Source organism: Microvirga lotononidis (assembly GCF_034627025.1).
In the GTDB taxonomy this organism is placed as follows: Bacteria; Pseudomonadota; Alphaproteobacteria; order Rhizobiales; family Beijerinckiaceae; genus Microvirga; species Microvirga lotononidis.
In genome coordinates this window covers 2,197,387-2,214,607 of the sequence record NZ_CP141048.1, presented here as the reverse complement: position 1 = coordinate 2,214,607, position 17,221 = coordinate 2,197,387, and the positions used below count along the sequence as shown (strand labels likewise).

The window sequence follows — 17,221 nt, the reverse complement described above, 5'->3', positions numbered from 1 at the left end:
GGGCCCGGTTTTCACGCCCAACGATGCGGCAGCCAAGAGAATGAGCATCGGATGAAGCCCAAAAGTGGTCTCCACTTTTGGGTCCGAGGCTTCAGGCCGCGCTTGACGAAGAAGGCATTTGGCATCAGCTAAACGGCGGCAGCCTGGAGTTGCCGTCCTGGATTGCAGCATGTCCCTCACCTCGTCTCCCGAGACCTCCTCCGCCCCTGAGAGCCTCGCCGGTCCCGCCCCCCGTCACCACACGGTCGGCGTGCGCGTGGGCTCCGTCATGGTCGGGGGCGGTGCGCCGATCGTGGTCCAGTCGATGACCAACACCGATACGGCGGACGTGGACGCGACCGTGAAGCAGGTCGCCGCGCTCGCCCGGGCGGGTTCGGAGATCGTGCGGATCACCGTGGACCGGGACGAGGCCGCCGCCGCGGTGCCCAGGATCCGCGAGAGGCTCGACCGGCTTGGTATCGACGTGCCGCTGGTCGGCGACTTCCACTATATCGGCCACCAGCTCCTCGCCGACCATCCGGCCTGCGCCGAGGCTCTCGCCAAATACCGCATCAATCCGGGCAATGTGGGCTTCAGGGAGAAGAAGGACAGGCAGTTCGGGGCCATCGTCGAGCAGGCGATCCGTTACGGCAAGGCGGTGCGCATCGGGGCCAATTGGGGGTCGCTCGACCAGGAGCTGCTGACCCATCTCATGAACGAGAACGCGGCCTCCGCGAACCCGCGCGACATGCGCTGGGTCACCCGCGAGGCCATGATCCAGTCGGCCCTGCTCTCCGCCGCCCGCGCGGAGGAGATCGGCCTGGGCAAGGACCGTATCATCCTGTCGGCGAAGGTTTCGGCCGTGCAGGACCTGATCGCCGTCTACCAGGATCTCGCCCGCCGGTCCGATTACGCCATCCACCTCGGCCTCACCGAGGCCGGCATGGGCACGAAGGGCATCGTGGCCTCGTCCGCCGCCATGGGCATCCTGCTCCAGCAGGGCATCGGCGACACGATTCGTTATTCCCTGACCCCGGAGCCGGGCGGAGACCGGACCCTGGAGGTCAAGACGGCCCAGGAGCTGCTCCAGACCATGGGCTTCCGCACCTTCGTGCCGCTGGTCGCCGCCTGCCCCGGCTGCGGACGCACCACCTCGTCGGTTTTCCAGGAGCTGGCCCGGGACATCCAGAGCTGGATCTCCACCTCCATGCCTGAATGGCGCCGGACCTATCCCGGCGTCGAGAACCTGAACGTGGCCGTGATGGGCTGCATCGTGAACGGTCCAGGCGAGTCGAAGCATGCCAATATCGGCATCTCCCTCCCCGGCACCGGCGAGCAGCCAGCTGCCCCGGTCTTCATCGACGGTCGCAAGGCCATGACCCTGCGCGGCCCGACCCTGGCCCAGGACTTCCAGAAGATCGTCCTCGACTATATCGAGAGGAACTATGGCCAGCCCGGACGCGACGCCGCCGAGTGAGTCGGCAAGCGGGGCCATGGAACCTCGGGCGAAATTCCGTTTTTAAGCTAAAGCGCGATGTGCTAGAGAGCGCGCCGCGCCGGCAGTGACGGCCGCTGCGCTCTCTGGAGAAATGGGCGGAGATCGAGCTGCCCTTCGTCGTTTGCAGGGTGTTTCAACAAGGGCCGTCTGCGGGCACGTCCGCGAAGAAAAGCACACATGGCACAACAGAACGCCGTTGCCCCAGGACATGCAGATTCCCCTGTACCTGAGGCCACCTTACCGGACAGCCATTCCAAGGCGAGCTTCTGGACCCTGACCCTCGGCGCCATCGGCGTCGTTTATGGAGATATCGGTACCAGCCCGCTCTACGCCATGCGGGAGACGGTGATGGCCGCCACCGGTGGACACCATGGCACTCCCGTTCCCTTGACTCGCGAACTGGTGATCAGCATCCTGTCGCTCCTACTCTGGGCGCTGATCCTCACGGTTTCGGTCAAGTATGTCCTGCTCCTCCTGCGAGCCGACAACAAGGGCGAAGGCGGTTCACTGACCCTGGTCGCCTTAGCGCAGCGCGCGCTCGGACGGCGCAGCCTGCCGGTGCTCATGATGGGGATGGCCGGAGCGGCCCTGTTCTACGGCGACGCCGCCATCACGCCAGCGATCTCGGTGCTTTCGGCCCTTGAAGGCCTGAAGCTCGTCACGCCTTCCTTCGATGCCTATGTCCTGCCCGGCGCCCTGGTCATCCTTATCGCCCTATTCACTGTACAAAGCCGCGGCACCGGCAAGGTGGCGGCCTTCTTCGGCCCGCTCACGCTCCTGTGGTTCATCTCCATGGCGGGCCTCGGCCTCATCCATATCGCCGACGATTGGGAAGTGCTCCTGGCCTTCAACCCCTATTACGGCGTGTCCTTTCTCCTGACTCACCCTGGCACGGCCTTCGCCATCCTCGGCAGCGTCTGCCTTGCCGTGACCGGAGCCGAGGCGCTTTATGCGGATCTCGGCCATTTCGGCCGCAATCCGATCCGCGTGGCCTGGGGCAGCGTCGTCTTCCCCGCGCTGGCGCTGAACTATCTCGGTCAGGGCGCCCTCGTCCTGTCCAACCCGGAAGCCATTACCAACCCGTTCTTCCTCCTGGCCCCGCCGTGGCTGCTCCTGCCCCTGGTGATCCTTGCGACGCTCGCGACCATCGTGGCGAGCCAGGCCGTGATTACCGGCGCCTTTTCGCTGACCCGGCAGGCCGTTCAGCTCGGCCTGCTGCCGCGCCTGGAGGTTCGCTTCACCTCGGAGACGCACCAGGGGCAGATCTACCTGCCCCGGGTGAACTGGCTGCTCCTGGGTGCCGTCGTCGGCCTCGTGCTGCTCTTCGGCTCTTCCAGCAGCCTCGCCAGCGCCTACGGCATCGCGGTCTTCGGCACCATGGTGGTCACCACCCTGCTCGCCTGCCTGGTGATGAGCCGGAGCTGGGGCTGGGGTCCGGCGAAGACCGGGCTCATCATGATTCCCCTGCTGCTGATCGACCTTACCTTCCTCTCGTCGAACCTGGTCAAGCTGCTCGACGGCGGCTATGTCCCGCTGATCATCGCGAGCGTCTTCTTCGTCGTCATGTGGACCTGGGTGAAGGGAACCCGGATCCTGTTCGAGAAGACCCGCAAGATCGACGTGCCGTTCCTCGAACTGGTGCAGATGCTGGAGAAGAGCCCGCCGCACCGGGTCAAGGGCACGGCCGTGTTCCTGACCAGCGATCCGGACACGGCGCCGGCCGCCCTCCTGCACAACCTCAAGCACAACAAGGTCCTGCACGAGAAGAACGTGATCCTCACCGTCAACAGTGCGGACGTTCCCCGGGTCGAGGACGAGGACCGCGTGACCCTCGAGCATGTGGGGGATTCGTTCTGGCGCATCCGTCTGAGCTACGGCTACATGGAAACGCCCAACATCCCGCGCGGCCTCGCGATCCTGCGCAAGCAGGGCTTCAAGTTCGACATCATGGCGACATCGTTCTTCCTGTCACGCCGCTCGATCCGCCCCGCCAGCCAGTCGGGCATGCCGCTCTGGCAGGACAAGCTCTTCATCAGCCTGGCGAAATCGGCGAGCGACGCCACGGACTTCTTCCAGATCCCGACCGGACGCGTGGTGGAGGTCGGCACGCAGGTGACGGTCTAACGCACCGGACCCACACGTGGACCTAGACTTCCGGATCCGATGCTTGAGGGCCTGTTGCCCTCGAGATCGCGCGGTGTCAGTTTGGGCAATCCATGACCGACATCGCTCTCATTCGTCCAAGACTGGACTGGCTTCCCTTCTACGCCGATGCTCTGGAGCGGGGCTGGTCCCCCAACACGGACCAGGATATCAGCCGCGAGCAGCTTCTCCAGCTCGGGCGCAACCCCGAGCGCTTCCTTCACGACCTCTACAACAGCCCCACGGTCCTGCTGCCGGACGGCCGCGAAGTGCCGCGTCTTCCGGCCCACGACTTCTGGATCAGCGACGGGGAATTCTGCGGTCGAATCGGGTTTCGGTTCCAACGGGGAACGGAGGATCTGCCGGTCGCCATCTACGGCCATATCGGCTATACCGTCGTACCCTGGAAGCAGCGGCGCGGCTATGCCACGCAGGCGCTCCGCATGATCCTGCCGGTCTGCCGCTCGGAAGGTTTCTCGCGGGTGCTGATCACCTGCGACGACGACAACGAGGCCTCGCGAAAGGTCATTCTCGCCAATGGCGGCGTGCCCGCAGGCTCCCTCCCGCACAACCGCCGCCCTGGTCACATCAAGCTGACGTTCTGGGTGCCGACGGCTTGAAAATTGGCGCCGTTCGCGCTTGCTTGCGGAGCCGGTCGGGCTCCGCGTCGCGTTTGGCGCATCGTGCGACCCCGCAGGGCCGTGTCGAACAGATGCGCTCTTCCAAGAGCGGAGCATCGGATCGGTCCCAAAAATACAGGTCCGCTGTTGGGTCCGATGCTCTCGCCCGACCGCTCAGATGATGAGAAAATCGGCCCGGGTCAGGGCCGGATTTCCTTCGACGGTCGCGAATTGTACCTGGGCCGAGGCCGTGCCGGTACCATCGGCATCGTAATAAAGGGCTCCCGTCGCAGTGTCGTAGATGATGCGGTCGGTGGTATGGGCGGCTGCCGTTCCGATATGGAAGGCGTCGGCCGTCAGGACGCCTTTGGGCAGTCCTACAAAGACGGAACTGGCCAGCTGGATCGTATCGGAAGCGGGGTTGAAGTCCCGGATGGTGTCGATGTTACTGCTGCCCAGGGCGGAATTGAACACGAAGGCATCCGCCCCGCGTCCGCCGTTCAGGATATCGTTGCCGAGGCCGCCGTTGAGAGTGTCGCGGCCAGTGCCTCCGGACAGGCTGTCATTGCCGATCCCTCCATCGAGCCGGTCGTTCCCCGGACCGCCGATCAGGGTGTCGTTGCCGCTTTCACCGAACAGCCTGTCGTTGCCCCGGCCACCGTCCAGCAGATCGTTCCCCGCCCGGCCGAAGATGCTGTCGTTGCCGCCGAGGCCTGGCAGGAAGTCGGCATCGGCCGTGCCCCTGACCGTATTGCTGTTGTCGTTGGAAATCGCGAACCATTGTCCCCGGATCGCGCCATTCGGAAAGCCCGATGTCGTGGCATCCGTATAGAAAGGCGCATCGAACCCGGGGGGACTGAATTTGAGGAGGCTGGCGAGCCCCACGATCCAGAAGCTGGCCGGATCCGCCGGATCCCAAACGCCGCTCAAGGTCCAGGACCCGTCGCTGTTGGGGGTAATCTTCAGATTGGGGTCCTGGTCAGGGTTGATCTGACCGAAAACGAGATCGGCGTTGGAGCCTGCCGGACCGATATGGAAATGGAAACCCGTGACATCGTCATTGGGATCGGCCGTCTGAGGTCCGGTGCCCGTCACGGACCCGAAGTCGAGGCCCGATACCCTGAACGTGTAGGAAGCCGTGACGGCGATGCTGTCATAGATCACCGTCCCGACACCTGTCGCTGTTGAGTTCGTCGACGGCACGACTTGACTTCCGGTCATGTTTACGCGGAACGCTGTGGCCATCTATTCCTCCCGTTGATCCAAGCCCCCGGGGTAAGAAGCCCAACCCAATGTCTCCGATCGACGCGCTCTGTCGATGGTCGGGCGCACCTCACGATTGCATCGACTCTCGGTGCCAGGCTGAGAAGAGTGTGAATCAACTCGCGTGATTTTCACAGGCGTAAAGAGCTTGGTAGCTTCGGGGTTACGCCTTCGTCGCAAGTGATCGAACGGCGCGATTTTCGCGTGCCAATCCGCAGGGCAATGGTCGCCGCATTCCGGCGAGGCGCGGCCGTTGCGCACCCAGTCGTTGCGATCCGTGAGCGAAGCTGCTCATTACACAAGCAATCTCTGTGGATCCTATCCTTTCATCACGATGATCGTCTCCCGGATCGATCCTTCGACAAGCTGCAGAAGCCGCCTGAGCCGACGCGGCCACGACGATCCTTGCGGCTGCAACGCTTGCCGCGGCCGCTGCGCGATTATCCATAATAGTTCAATGGCTTAGCTTCGCAGTGAACGGAGGACTGCGTTTTTGCGGGACGAGCGGCCCGGGAAGCGATGGGCGAGCCCGATTCAGATCAGATTCGCCTCTGCGCGATCGTGTCGGCCAAGGGGTCCCGTTCAAACCTGACGTTCGACCACGAAGCGCACCGCTTCGCGCAAAGTCTGCGCTTGCGGGCCGAACGCGTCGAGCGCGCTTTCAGCCCTCTCCACGAGCTGCCGGCACTCGCCGCGTGCGCCCTCCATCCCGAGCAGATCGACGAGGGTGGCTTTCCCCTTCTCCTGATCCTTGCCGGTGCGTTTCCCGAGGGTTTCCGAGGTCGCCTCGCGGTCGAGGATGTCGTCCGCGACCTGAAAGGCCGCTCCGAGCGCGCGTCCGTATTCGATGAGCCTGCCGCGCGCCGCCGCATCGGCCTGTCCCAGGATCACGCCCGCCTCGACGGAGAACGTCAGCATGGCGCCGGTCTTCATCATCTGGAGCAGCCGCACATCGGCTTCGCCCATGGTGACGGTTCCGTAGCGTCCCTCCGCGGTCAGGTCGAGCAGCTGTCCCCCGACCATGCCGCCCAGGCCCGAGGCGCGGGCGAGGCCGAGCACGAGGTCGGAACGGATGGCCGCATCGCCGGCCGTCGCCGGATCGGCGAGGACCTCGAAGGCGAGAGTTTGCAGGGCATCGCCCACCAGGATGGCCGTGGCCTCGTCATAAGCCTTGTGCACGGTCGGGCGCCCCCGGCGCAGGTCGTCGTCGTCCATGGACGGCAGGTCGTCATGCACCAGGGAGTAACAATGCAGGAGCTCGACCGCGCAGCCTGCCCTGAGGGGGCCCTGCCCTTCCACCCCGAAGAGGCGCGCCGCCTCGATGGTCAGGAAAGGACGCAGGCGCTTGCCGCCTCCCAAGACGGCGTGACGCATGGCGGCCATGAGGCGCGGCGGACGGGCAAGCTCGCCGGGGACGGCATTGTCTGATAGCAAGGCTTCGAGATTTGCTTCGACAATCCTCGCGGCATCGGTGAGCCGGGTCGTGAAAGTGCTGGTGGATGGCGTCATGATGAGCCTGAATTCGGATGGAGCCGCCGCTCCGCCCGAGGGGAGCGTTGATGAACGAGCGAGGCCGAAATGGACACTGCGGTCGGGGCGGCCGCGGAAGCCGATGACGGTCGCCCGCTTTTTCCGCCGACTCGTTCAGATCGGCCTTGGTCTCATTCTCTTATGGGTCGGGGCAGTCTTTTGGCTAGGCCTTTTGTACTGGGCCGTGCCGCCGGCCTCGACTCTGATGCTCGGGCGCTGGCTCACCCTGCAGCCTGTCGAGAGGACCTTCGTCGGCCTAGACGAGATCTCTCCGAACCTCCCGCTCGCGGTCATGACGTCCGAGGACAGTCGCTTCTGCGAGCATAACGGCGTGGATTGGGGCGCGCTCTGGGACGTGGTGGAGGCTGCCGACGGGGACGGACCGTCCCGTGGCGCTTCGACCATTCCCATGCAGGTGGCGAAAAATCTGTTTCTGTGGCCAAGCCGCTCCTATCTCCGCAAGGGGCTGGAAATCCCGGTCGCCCTCTATCTCGACCTGATCTGGTCGAAGCGGAAGATGATGGAGGTCTATCTCAACGTCGCCGAATGGGGCGACGGAATCTTCGGAGTCGAGACGGCCGCCCGGACCTATTTCCGCAAACCTGCCAAGAATCTGACCCGTCAGGAGGCGGCCCTCCTGGCGCGGGCTCTCCCCAATCCCCTGGTCCGCAACCCGGCCCGGCCGCGGCCCGGCCATCGGTCCCTGGCGGGTCAGCTCCAGGCGCGCATGGAGCGGGCCGCGCCTTTCAGCGATTGCCTCAAGCGGTAGCGCATCGTTCGGCCCCAGGGTGCAGATCCCGTTCTGGATCCGATGCGCGAGAGCCCCTGCGGCAATGAAAAACCCTCGGATTGCTTCGAGGGACTAGATATTTCCCCAAAGACCTTGTATGAGGCGCAACCTCATCAAGTTTGAGATGTGAGCGTTCCCCGGTTGAGCGGGCGCTCCGCTATTTTAACCGGAGACGAGAAATGGCCGTTCCAAAAAGAAAAACGTCGCCTTCGCGGCGCGGAATGCGTCGCTCCGCCGATGCCTTGCAGGCCCCGACCTACATCGAGGACAAGGATTCCGGCGAGCTGCGCCGCCCTCACCATGTTGACCTGAAGACCGGCATGTATCGTGGCCGTCAGGTTCTCAAGGTGAAGACCGACGCGTAATCGACGCAACATGCGACGATCCGAACCGGCGCCCCAAGCGCCGGTTTTTTTATGCCCGCAATCCCCAAACATCCTGATTTCCTTTCGCTTTTTACCCTTCATTAAGCGTAGGGGCGGATCCTGTATCCCTTGATTTCCCGGGCAGTCAGGCTTGTGCAGGCACTTTGGCCGTTCCCGGGTCGTGCGTATTTCGAGGGTTGAGTGTGATGGCGACGAAGGGGCAGGGCCGGACGGGGCTTTTCAAGGGCGTTTCCCGGCCGCGACGCCAAGCCTCGCGGAGCCCTTTGCGCTCCACGGCGAGCCTCACCTATGCCTGGGATCTGCAATCCGACGCCCTGACCTGGGGGCCCGGCGCGGCCGAAATCCTCGGCGTGCCGGCGAAAGATCTGCCGAAGACGGGCCAAGGCTTCTCCCACATGATCGAACCCGGCTGCGGGTTGTCCCGCCGGGACGCCATTGCCTCTGCCGAGGCTCGGGGCGGCGCCTACGAAACCCGGTATGCCCTGCGCTTCGAACCCGACCGGGTGACGATGGTCGAGGACGCGGGACGCTGGCAGCCGGATATCCATGGACACCCGGCCTTCGCCCGTGGCCAGTTGCGCCTCGACCCGGTTCCGAGTGCGCGGGATCTGCTGCCCGCGATGCTGAAACAGCGCTCGGAGCTCCTGTGCAGCATCCAGAACGGCATCAATGAAGCCCTGAGAGTGTCCCAGACCTGCACCCTGATCGTCGGGGCCCTCGACGATGCGGGGGCCGACGCGATGACGGAGATCGCCCGGAAGGTGCGTCCGATGATGCGCCGCCATGACCTCTTCACCATCCTCGAGCCCCAGCGCTTCGCCCTGACCCTGACCTGCTGCCCGGCCGCCGATGCTCCGAGCGCCATGAAGCGCCTCGCCGGGCTCATCGAGGATCACCCGGCCGTTGCCTCGCTGAACCTGGGAGCGGCCTGTGCGCCGGACCATACCTTCAAGGCCACCAAGCTGCTGCGCTTCGCCGAGCAGGCCCTGGCCTCGAGTCTCGAGCACGGGGAAGCCTGCAGGCTCTACGACGCGCGCCCGAAGGCTCCCTCGCCGGCGGCGGAGCAGGCCCCGTTCGACTGGGTCGACGCCCTCAACAGCCGGAGCCTCGCTCTTGCCTGCCAGCCGGTGGTGGAGGCCCAAAGCCGTGTGCCTGCCCTGATGCAGGCCTATGCCGCCCTCGCGGGCTCTGGAGACCACCCGCTCCTGCTCGGCCCGGTGCCGAAGCTCAAGGACACGAACCTCGCCCTCCTCGTCGACGGGCGCATGCTGGAGCTGGCGGCCGATCACCTGAGAGACCATCCCGATCGGCGTCTGGCGCTGCCGGTCTCCGTCAGGACCCTGCAGGATGCCGAATGGCTGCCCATGCTGGCGGCCCATCTCGGTGCCCGGCCCGGCATCGAGTCGCGCCTCATCGTCGAAGTTCCCGAGGCTGCCCTGGCCGAGCCACGGGCCGTTCTGGGCCGCCTCCATGCCATGAAGGCCTTAGGCGTCGGCCTCGCGCTCAACGGCTTCGGGGCAGGCTACGTGACGCAGGATCAACTGCGGATGCTGCCCGTCGACATTCTCAAGATCGACGGCGTCTTCATCCAGCCGCTCAAGCGCTCGACCGACGACCGCCTCACCGTCAGGACCCTGATCGACAGGGCCCAGCACCTCGGCATCGCCACGGCGGCGGAATGGGTGGATGACGAGGCCACCGCCCACCTGCTCTCCGCCTGGGGCGTGGATTACCTGGAGGGGGCCCTGTTCGGGGAGCCGGAGATCGTCGCGCAGCCCCTGAGCCTCCGGCGGATGCTGAAAAAGGCCGCGATGTAAGGAGCTCAGGCCACTTGGCTGGCGGGCCCGATCGAGGGGTGGGGTCTCAACTCGGCATGAGCATCCGGCGGGAGCTCGATATCGAAGTCATCCAGCAGAACTCTCAGATAGGTTGCTTCATCCTCTATGAGCCGGATCTCGACATCGCCGCCGCGAACGATCTTCATCTCGTTGTTGGTCAACATCAGGCGGCGGTCCCGCCGCGCCGAAGCAACGACGCGGTTGTTGTAGAAGAACGAATCCATCGAATGCGAGTGATAGAAATTCATCACGTCCACATCGACCGGATAGCAAGGCATCTCGTCGAACCAATAGAGAGAGACCCACCCGTCCGGGGTCTGCATCTCCAGTTCGAGGCCCCTATTGCCTGAGGCGATCACGCGGTAGGTTTCGCCTCCGGCCCGATGTGAACGGCCCATTTCGAACGGCACCGGTTCAAGAAGCCCGTGCCCCCCGAATCCCACATCGGCAATCCACGTCCGCCCGCCCGTCTCCACCAGCGAGAGAAGATGTCCTCGCGGGCGCGGAGCCTTGGCGCCGAAAGTCGTCCGGCCCAGAACCGGCCGTACCTTGAAGCCGATCCTTTCCAGCATCGCGGCGAACAGGCCGTTCTGCTCGAAGCAGTATCCGCCCCGCCTGTGGAGCACCATCTTTGCGAAAAGCGCCGCGATGTCGCTGGAAAGCGCCTTGCCGAGGTGAATGTCGAGATTCTCGAAAGGGATGGCTTCGCTGTGAGCCGCATGCAGCGACGCCAGCGTGTCCTCGGTTGCAATCAGCGCTCCGCGATGGCCGATGCGATCAAGGTATCGTTCAACGGAAATCATAGGCTGTCGGACGTGATGGCAGGTGCATCACCCTACAGCACCGTTATTCCATCTCAAAGACCTATTTGGTGGCCAGCTTGTCGAGCTTGGCCTGCATGTCGGCCATCTGCTGCTTCAGGCGGTCGAGATCGTTCGTTTCCTCGCTCTTGGCCGCCGGCTTCGTCTCGGACGTCCCGGACGACGCCTGAGGGAAAGGCGAGAACATGCGCATTGCTTCCGTGAAGAAGCCCATGTTCTTGCGCACCTGCTCCTCCATGGCCTGAAAGGCCCCGGGCCCGAAGGTCTGCGCCATCTGCTCGCGGAGCTTCTGCTGTTCCTGGGACAGGTTGTTCATGGAAAATTCGAGGTAGCTGGGCACCAAGGCCTGCATGCTGTCGCCGTAGAAGCGGATCAGCTGGCGGAGCACCGTGACGGGCAGGAGGTTCGGCCCTTCCTTGTTCTCCTGCTCGAAGATGATCTGCGCCAGGACCGAGCGGGTGATCTCCTCGCCGGACTTCGCGTCATAGACCACGAAGTCTTCGCCTTTGCGCACCATGCCGGCCAGATCTTCCAGCGTCACGTAGGTGGATGTGCCCGTGTGGTAGAGGCGGCGGTTGGCATATTTCTTGATGATCGTCGGTTGTTTGTCCGTCGCCATTTCGCCCGATACGCTCCCGGGAAAACTACCATGGACGACATCCCCGATCCCGATCCGTCAGGATGTCGACCGTTAATGATTATAAGCCTTATGCTGATCGATCAAAGCGCCAAAAGTCTAAGACGGGTCGGAGCAGGGTTGCGCATCCGGTCCTTGACATCCCACCCCCTGGGGATTTGATCGAGCCGGCACTACATTCATTCTGCGACCAGACAATCAGCATGAGGAGAGAGGAATGGCCGGAGATAGGATCGTCATCGTCGGCGCGGCACGCACCCCCGTCGGCTCGTTCAACGGCGCCTTCGCCAATACCCCGGCTCATGAGCTCGGCGCCGTCGCTATCAAGGCTGCCCTCGAGCGCGCCAAGGTCGAAGGCGGAGAAGTGGACGAGGTGATCCTCGGCCAGATCCTCACCGCAGGCCAGGGCCAGAACCCGGCCCGCCAAGCCGCCATGGCGGCGGGCGTCCCGCAGGAAAAGACTGCCTGGGGCCTCAACCAGCTCTGCGGCTCGGGCCTGCGCACGGTCGCCATCGGCATGCAGCAGATCGCCAACGGCGATGCCGCCATCATCGTGGCGGGCGGACAGGAATCCATGTCGCTGGCGCCTCACGCTGCCCATATGCGGGCCGGCACCAAGATGGGCGATTTCAAGCTCGTGGACACCATGCTCAAGGACGGCCTGATGGATGCCTTCCACGGCTACCACATGGGCAACACCGCCGAGAACGTGGCCCAGCGCTGGCAGCTCACCCGCGAGGAGCAGGACCAGTTCGCCACCGGCTCCCAGAACAAGGCGGAGGCCGCCCAGAAGGAAGGCCGCTTCAAGGACGAGATCACCCCTGTGACGATTTCCTCCCGCAAGGGGGACATCGTCGTGGACCAGGACGAGTACATCCGCGCCGGCACCACGGTCGAATCGTTGGCCAAGCTCCGCCCCGCCTTCTCCAAGGACGGTACGGTGACGGCCGGCAACGCCTCGGGCATCAATGACGGTGCTGCCGCCATCGTGCTGATGACGGAGGCCGAGGCCGAGAAGCGCGGCCTGACCCCGCTCGCCCGCATCGCCTCCTGGGCGACCGCCGGCGTGGATCCGGCCATCATGGGCACGGGCCCGATCCCGTCCTCGCGCAAGGCGCTGGAGAAGGCTGGCTGGAAGGTGTCCGACCTCGAACTCGTCGAGGCCAACGAGGCCTTCGCCGCCCAGGCGCTCGCCGTCAACAAGGATATGGGCTGGGATCCGGCCATCGTGAACGTGAACGGCGGCGCCATCGCCATCGGCCACCCGATTGGCGCGTCGGGCGCCCGGGTGCTCGTGACCCTGCTTCACGAAATGGGCCGACGCAACGCCAAGAAGGGTCTCGCCACCCTCTGCATCGGCGGCGGCATGGGCGTCGCCATGTGCCTCGAGCGCTGAACCGCCTGAAGCCCGCAAACTGCTAAAACGTCATGAAGCTCCGGAAATTCCGGAGCTTCTCTCTTTCCCGTTCCGTCAAATATCCTAAGCTATATTGCAGGAGGCTCGGATCGAGCCGCCTGACAATGAATGGATCCTCGAGAGATCCGCACGGGAACGGTCTTGGGAAGGAAACAGCATGGCGCGTGTTGCATTGGTCACCGGCGGCACCCGCGGCATCGGTGCCGCGATTTCAAAAGGCTTGAAGGACGCGGGCTATAGGGTTGCCGCCAATTACGGCGGCAATGACGAAGCGGCCAACCAATTCAAGCAGGAGACCGGAATCCCGGTCTTCAAGTTCGACGTTTCCGATGCGGCATCGTGCGAGAGCGGCATCAAGACGGTCCAAGCCGAACTCGGCCCGGTCGACATCCTGGTCAACAATGCGGGCATCACCCGCGACGGCATGTTCCACAAGATGAGCTACGACCAGTGGTCCGCCGTGATCCGCACCAATCTCGATTCCATGTTCACCTGCACGCGCCCCGTGATCGAGGGCATGCGCGAGCGCGGTTTCGGACGCATCATCATCATCTCGTCCATCAACGGCCAGAAGGGCCAGATGGGACAGGCGAACTATTCCGCCGCAAAGGCGGGCGTGATCGGCTTCGCCAAGGCCCTGGCGCAGGAGAATGCCAATAAGGGCGTCACGGTCAACGTGATCGCGCCGGGCTACATCGCCACGGAAATGGTGAAGGCCGTCCCCGAAGAGGTTCTCAAGTCGAAGATCCTGCCGCTCATTCCCGTCGGTCGCCTCGGCGAGGCCGAGGAAATCGCCCGCAGCGTGCTCTTCCTGGCCGCCGACGAGGCCGGCTTCGTCACCGGCTCGACCCTGTCCGTCAACGGCGGCCAATACATGGCCTGATCCGCACGGCATCGTTCCGGACCCGGCCCCTGTTGTGCGCCGGGTTTCGGAACGATGCGCCTTATCCTGCCTGCAATACGGAGAATGTGAGGCATGAACCGCATCGACATGGCGGGCCGAACCGTCGTGATCACGGGAGGAGCTCGCGGCATCGGCTATGCGATCGGCGAGCGCCTCGTGCAGTCGGGCGCCCGGGTCGCCATCTGGGATCTTCGTCTCGACGATTCCCAGACCAGTGCCGCTGCGCTCTCCAAGGATTGCCTCGGCCTGAGCGTCGACGTCTCCGACAGCCTGTCGGTGGAGCACGCCGCGCAGCAGACCCGCGCCGCGTTCGGGCGCATCGACGGCCTGGTGAACGGGGCCGGGATCACGGGACCGGTCAAGCCTCTCGCCGAGTACTCCGTCGATGAGTGGCGCAGCGTCGTCGAGGTCAACCTGACCGGCACCTTCAATTGCTGCCGCTCCATCGTGCCGATCATGCAGGAGAACGATTACGGCCGCATCGTCAACATTTCCTCGGTCGCCGGGAAGGAAGGCAACCCGAACCTCGCCGCCTACAGTGCCGCCAAGGCCGGGATCATCGGCCTCACCAAGTCGCTGGGCAAGGAGCTGGCCAAGACGGGCATCGCGGTGAACTGCATTACGCCGACGACGGCCAAGACGAAGATCCTGGATTCCCTGACGCCGGAATTCATCGAATACATGCGCGTGCGCATCCCGCGCGACCGCTTCGCCGAGCTGCACGAGATCGCCGCCATGGTGGCCTGGATGCTCTCCGAGGAGAACTCCTTCACCACGGCCGCCACCTTCGACCTGAGCGGCGGGCGCACGACCTACTAGAATTTCCCGGCCGCCGCGTTTCAGCCCTTCGCGTCCTCGATGAAGACATGGTAGGTGGCGGCCATGACGACTCGCACCGCCACCTCCATCGGCCTCATCGCCATCCTGCTCTGGTCCATGCTCGCCCTGTTCACGGCGGCGACCGGCACGATCCCGCCGTTCCAGCTCAACGCCATGACGTTCCTCATCGGCGGACTGGTGGGCGTGGGGAGCTGGATCGTGCGGCCTCAGGGGCTCAAGGCCCTGCGCCAGAAGCCTGTCGTCTGGGCCTTGGGAATCGGCGGTCTGTTCGGCTACCACGCGCTCTATTTCGCCGCCCTGCGCTGGGCGCCGCCGGCCGAGTCGGGCCTGATCAACTATCTCTGGCCTTTGCTGATCGTCCTGTTCTCCTCGCTGCTGCCCGGCGAGCATCTGCGGCGGGCGCACATCCTGGGGGCATTGCTCGGTTTTGCCGGCGTCATCACGCTCATCGCCGGGCGCGGGGCCTTCGATGCTCGCGCCGAATACATGCCGGGCTACGTCTGCGCCTTCGTGGCCGCCTTCGTCTGGGCAGGCTATTCGGTGCTTTCCCGCCGTTTCGGCCAGGTGCCGACCGATGCGGTGGCGGGCTTCTGCCTCATGACCTCGCTCCTGAGCCTCGTCTGCCACCTGGCCTTCGAAACCACGGTCTGGCCCGAGACGACGACGCAATGGCTCGCGCTCCTGGCGCTCGGCCTCGGCCCCGTGGGGGCGGCCTTCTATGTATGGGACATCGGCATGAAGCGCGGCGACATCCGCTTCCTCGGCGTCGCCTCCTATGCGACGCCGGTCCTGTCGACCCTGCTGCTGGTGGTGGCCGGCTACGCGGAGCCCACCCTGACGCTCGCCCTCGCCTGCGGCCTCATCGTGGCCGGCGCCCTGGTCGCGACTCTCACACCGAAGAGGAACGTCCCGGCATGACCCGGTGGGTGTAGCGATAGGCGGTCTCGAAGCCGAGCGTGCCATAGAGCGCGCGGGCGATCTCATTTTCCTCGCGCACCTGGAGGTAGGCTGTATGCGCGCCCTCCCGGCAGCCCCAGGCGATGAGGCTCGCCACCACGCGGCGTCCCAGGCCGATGCCCCGCAGATCCGGCGCAACCACGATGTCGTAGAGGCCGACATAGCCGCGCTCCACGACGCCCAGGCCCCAGGCTACGGGCCGCTCGTCGAGGCTTAAGGTGGCGTATGCCGTCTTCTGACGGATCCGCGAAACGATCCTCATCAGGGTCTCGTCATCGGCCTTATCGCCGCCGTAGGATTCCGCCGCCGCCCGCACCCAGCGCTTGGACGCCTGAGGCTCGAGACTCACTTCCGGATCGCTCTCGCAATCGCCGGCCTTGATCGGAACCGTGAGGACATGCGTCGGCTCGATCTCCTTGAAGCCCCGCTCCTTCAGCAACTCGTCCACCTGGGGCGCCTCCACCCCGTTGAGGCGGAAGGTGGGACGCACGTTGGCCTCCACGAAGCGTCCGATCATGTAGTCGAGCAGCTCGTCGTCGAGGCCGATATCCGGCCGGAAGGGCGTCGCGGAATTGGCGCGCTTGGAATAGCCGTTCGCAAGACGGAGGACCCAGCCGTCGTAGAGCTGATAATCGAACGAGGGCCAGGCGTTCAGGAGACGGCTCTCGAGTCCGATGATGAGGCTGTGGTCGTTCATGAGGCTGTCGGCTCCCGTAAGGTCATGCCTTCATCAGAACCCGTTCTTCCATTCGCGCAAGGCCTGAAACACCTCCACGGGCGAGGCTCCTTCCTTATGAACGGATTTCGCGAGCGCAGGCTCCCCGGCCCGTAAAAAAGGGTTGGTGGCCTTCTCCTGAGCGATGGTCGTCGGCACGAGGAAACGGCCCTGCGTCTTGGCTTTTTCCGCCTCCGCCGCCCGTGCCTTCAGAGCCTCGTTGTCCGGGTCGGCGGCGAGCGCGAAACGCGCATTGGACAGCGTGTAATCGTGTCCGCAATAGACCCGCGCCTCGTCCGGCAGGGAAGCGAGACGCTGGAGCGTGGCCCAGAACTCCGCGTAGGTTCCCTCGAACATCCGCCCGCAGCCGAGGGTGAAGAGGGTGTCGCCCGCGAACAGCGCCCGATCCGCCGCGAACCAGTAGGAGACGTGGTCGAGGCAATGGCCCGGTGTCTCCCAGACATGCGCCTGAAGGCCGCCCACATGCACCGTGTCGCCCTCGCGCACATAGGCATCGGCGGACGGCACCGCCTCGCGTGCCTTGACCGGGGCCACGACCCGGCAGCCCGTGCGGCGCTTCAGAGGCTCCACGCCCTCCACGTGATCGCCGTGACGGTGCGTGACGAGGATGTCGGTGAGCTGCCACCCGGTCTGGGCGAGAGCCGCCAGAATGGCCCCCTCCTCCGGCGCATCGATGGCCGCGCAGGCTCCCGTATTGGGATCGCGGACCAGAACACCGATATTGTCCTTGAGGCAGAGAAAGGCGTGGATCTGGGCGGACATCGAGGCACCTTGTCTTGATGTGTTCTGAGCTATCATGGAACAGTCGGCCCGTGAAACCAGACCCGGAGCCCGCAATCCCTTGCGGACGGGATCGAGAGGCA

General features: G+C 64.8%; 16 protein-coding genes. 10 read left to right on the top strand and 6 right to left on the bottom strand.

Features of this window, described 5'->3' with window-relative positions:
- Positions 1-169 precede the first annotated feature (169 nt).
- The 3 genes from ispG (at position 170) to U0023_RS10500 (ending at position 4,239) form a co-directional block, all read left to right on the top strand.
- Positions 170-1,456 (top strand): flavodoxin-dependent (E)-4-hydroxy-3-methylbut-2-enyl-diphosphate synthase, encoded by a 1,287-nt coding sequence (gene ispG / locus U0023_RS10510; RefSeq protein ID WP_009493249.1) that lies wholly within the window; start codon positions 170-172, stop codon positions 1,454-1,456.
- A 198-nt stretch (positions 1,457-1,654) separates the two neighbouring features.
- Entirely contained in the window at positions 1,655-3,601 is a 1,947-nt protein-coding gene (locus U0023_RS10505) for a potassium transporter Kup (RefSeq protein WP_009493250.1), read from the top strand.
- A gap of 92 nt (positions 3,602-3,693) precedes the next feature.
- Positions 3,694-4,239 carry a GNAT family N-acetyltransferase gene (locus U0023_RS10500; protein WP_009493251.1) on the top strand — a complete coding sequence of 182 codons (546 nt, stop codon included), beginning with the start codon at positions 3,694-3,696 and terminating at the stop codon, positions 4,237-4,239.
- Between the two features lie 174 nt (positions 4,240-4,413).
- On the opposite strand, the gene U0023_RS10495 is transcribed toward U0023_RS10500, so the two are convergent.
- Positions 4,414-5,484 carry a calcium-binding protein gene (locus tag U0023_RS10495; RefSeq protein ID WP_009493252.1) on the bottom strand — a complete coding sequence of 357 codons (1,071 nt, stop codon included), beginning with the start codon at positions 5,482-5,484 and terminating at the stop codon, positions 4,414-4,416.
- Between the two features lie 600 nt (positions 5,485-6,084).
- Complete coding sequence (locus tag U0023_RS10490) at positions 6,085-7,011, bottom strand: polyprenyl synthetase family protein (protein WP_009493253.1); 927 nt, start codon at positions 7,009-7,011, stop codon at positions 6,085-6,087.
- On the opposite strand from U0023_RS10490, the gene mtgA reads away from it, so the two are divergent.
- From mtgA to U0023_RS10475, 3 genes are all read left to right on the top strand, one after another.
- Positions 7,010-7,801, top strand: a complete 792-nt coding sequence (gene mtgA, locus U0023_RS10485; protein ID WP_154661254.1) for a monofunctional biosynthetic peptidoglycan transglycosylase — start codon at positions 7,010-7,012, stop codon at positions 7,799-7,801. The genes U0023_RS10490 and mtgA overlap by 2 nt on opposite strands.
- A gap of 200 nt (positions 7,802-8,001) precedes the next feature.
- Positions 8,002-8,187 (top strand): 50S ribosomal protein L32, encoded by a 186-nt coding sequence (rpmF, locus tag U0023_RS10480; protein WP_009493255.1) that lies wholly within the window; start codon positions 8,002-8,004, stop codon positions 8,185-8,187.
- 206 nt (positions 8,188-8,393) lie between these two features.
- On the top strand, positions 8,394-10,025 hold the full coding sequence (locus tag U0023_RS10475) for a GGDEF domain-containing phosphodiesterase (RefSeq protein ID WP_009493256.1): 1,632 nt from the start codon (positions 8,394-8,396) through the stop codon (positions 10,023-10,025).
- 5 nt (positions 10,026-10,030) lie between these two features.
- On the opposite strand, the gene U0023_RS10470 is transcribed toward U0023_RS10475, so the two are convergent.
- Together U0023_RS10470 and phaR are read right to left on the bottom strand one after the other, a co-directional pair.
- The gene (locus tag U0023_RS10470) at positions 10,031-10,849 is read right to left on the bottom strand and encodes an arylamine N-acetyltransferase family protein (RefSeq protein WP_009493257.1); all 819 of its coding nucleotides are present in this window, start codon (positions 10,847-10,849) and stop codon (positions 10,031-10,033) included.
- Between the two features lie 61 nt (positions 10,850-10,910).
- Entirely contained in the window at positions 10,911-11,486 is a 576-nt protein-coding gene (gene phaR, locus U0023_RS10465; RefSeq protein WP_009493258.1) for a polyhydroxyalkanoate synthesis repressor PhaR, read from the bottom strand.
- Between the two features lie 235 nt (positions 11,487-11,721).
- On the opposite strand from phaR, the gene U0023_RS10460 reads away from it, so the two are divergent.
- The 4 genes from U0023_RS10460 to yddG all read left to right on the top strand — a co-directional run bounded on the left by U0023_RS10460 (position 11,722) and on the right by yddG (position 15,583).
- Positions 11,722-12,900: an acetyl-CoA C-acetyltransferase gene (locus U0023_RS10460; protein ID WP_009493259.1), complete on the top strand. Its 1,179-nt coding sequence runs from the start codon at positions 11,722-11,724 to the stop codon at positions 12,898-12,900.
- A 178-nt stretch (positions 12,901-13,078) separates the two neighbouring features.
- Positions 13,079-13,804: an acetoacetyl-CoA reductase gene (phbB, locus tag U0023_RS10455; protein ID WP_009493260.1), complete on the top strand. Its 726-nt coding sequence runs from the start codon at positions 13,079-13,081 to the stop codon at positions 13,802-13,804.
- Between the two features lie 93 nt (positions 13,805-13,897).
- The gene (locus U0023_RS10450; protein WP_009493261.1) at positions 13,898-14,644 is read left to right on the top strand and encodes an SDR family NAD(P)-dependent oxidoreductase; all 747 of its coding nucleotides are present in this window, start codon (positions 13,898-13,900) and stop codon (positions 14,642-14,644) included.
- 63 nt (positions 14,645-14,707) lie between these two features.
- Entirely contained in the window at positions 14,708-15,583 is an 876-nt protein-coding gene (yddG, locus tag U0023_RS10445) for an aromatic amino acid exporter YddG (RefSeq protein WP_009493262.1), read from the top strand.
- Here the strand turns inward: yddG and U0023_RS10440 are convergent.
- Both U0023_RS10440 and gloB read right to left on the bottom strand, forming a co-directional pair.
- Complete coding sequence (locus U0023_RS10440; protein ID WP_009493263.1) at positions 15,555-16,319, bottom strand: GNAT family N-acetyltransferase; 765 nt, start codon at positions 16,317-16,319, stop codon at positions 15,555-15,557. The two genes, yddG and U0023_RS10440, sit on opposite strands and share 29 nt — an antisense overlap.
- Positions 16,320-16,352: 33 nt before the next feature.
- Complete coding sequence (gene gloB, locus U0023_RS10435; RefSeq protein ID WP_009493264.1) at positions 16,353-17,120, bottom strand: hydroxyacylglutathione hydrolase; 768 nt, start codon at positions 17,118-17,120, stop codon at positions 16,353-16,355.
- Positions 17,121-17,221 lie beyond the last annotated feature (101 nt).

Bases quoted from the DNA above. Each gene is read 5' to 3' on its own strand.
- U0023_RS10450 (WP_009493261.1), top strand. From the start codon at position 13,898: ATGAACCGCATCGACATGGCGGGCCGAACCGTCGTGATCACGGGAGGA.
- phaR (WP_009493258.1), bottom strand. From the start codon at position 11,486: ATGGCGACGGACAAACAACCGACGATCATCAAGAAATATGCCAACCGC.
- U0023_RS10470 (WP_009493257.1), bottom strand. From the start codon at position 10,849: ATGATTTCCGTTGAACGATACCTTGATCGCATCGGCCATCGCGGAGCG.
- U0023_RS10440 (WP_009493263.1), bottom strand. From the start codon at position 16,319: ATGAACGACCACAGCCTCATCATCGGACTCGAGAGCCGTCTCCTGAAC.
- U0023_RS10475 (WP_009493256.1), top strand. From the start codon at position 8,394: ATGGCGACGAAGGGGCAGGGCCGGACGGGGCTTTTCAAGGGCGTTTCC.
- ispG (WP_009493249.1), top strand. From the start codon at position 170: ATGTCCCTCACCTCGTCTCCCGAGACCTCCTCCGCCCCTGAGAGCCTC.
- U0023_RS10500 (WP_009493251.1), top strand. From the start codon at position 3,694: ATGACCGACATCGCTCTCATTCGTCCAAGACTGGACTGGCTTCCCTTC.
- phbB (WP_009493260.1), top strand. From the start codon at position 13,079: ATGGCGCGTGTTGCATTGGTCACCGGCGGCACCCGCGGCATCGGTGCC.
- rpmF (WP_009493255.1), top strand. From the start codon at position 8,002: ATGGCCGTTCCAAAAAGAAAAACGTCGCCTTCGCGGCGCGGAATGCGT.
- U0023_RS10495 (WP_009493252.1), bottom strand. From the start codon at position 5,484: ATGGCCACAGCGTTCCGCGTAAACATGACCGGAAGTCAAGTCGTGCCG.
- U0023_RS10490 (WP_009493253.1), bottom strand. From the start codon at position 7,011: ATGACGCCATCCACCAGCACTTTCACGACCCGGCTCACCGATGCCGCG.
- yddG (WP_009493262.1), top strand. From the start codon at position 14,708: ATGACGACTCGCACCGCCACCTCCATCGGCCTCATCGCCATCCTGCTC.
- U0023_RS10505 (WP_009493250.1), top strand. From the start codon at position 1,655: ATGGCACAACAGAACGCCGTTGCCCCAGGACATGCAGATTCCCCTGTA.
- U0023_RS10460 (WP_009493259.1), top strand. From the start codon at position 11,722: ATGGCCGGAGATAGGATCGTCATCGTCGGCGCGGCACGCACCCCCGTC.
- gloB (WP_009493264.1), bottom strand. From the start codon at position 17,120: ATGTCCGCCCAGATCCACGCCTTTCTCTGCCTCAAGGACAATATCGGT.
- mtgA (WP_154661254.1), top strand. From the start codon at position 7,010: ATGATGAGCCTGAATTCGGATGGAGCCGCCGCTCCGCCCGAGGGGAGC.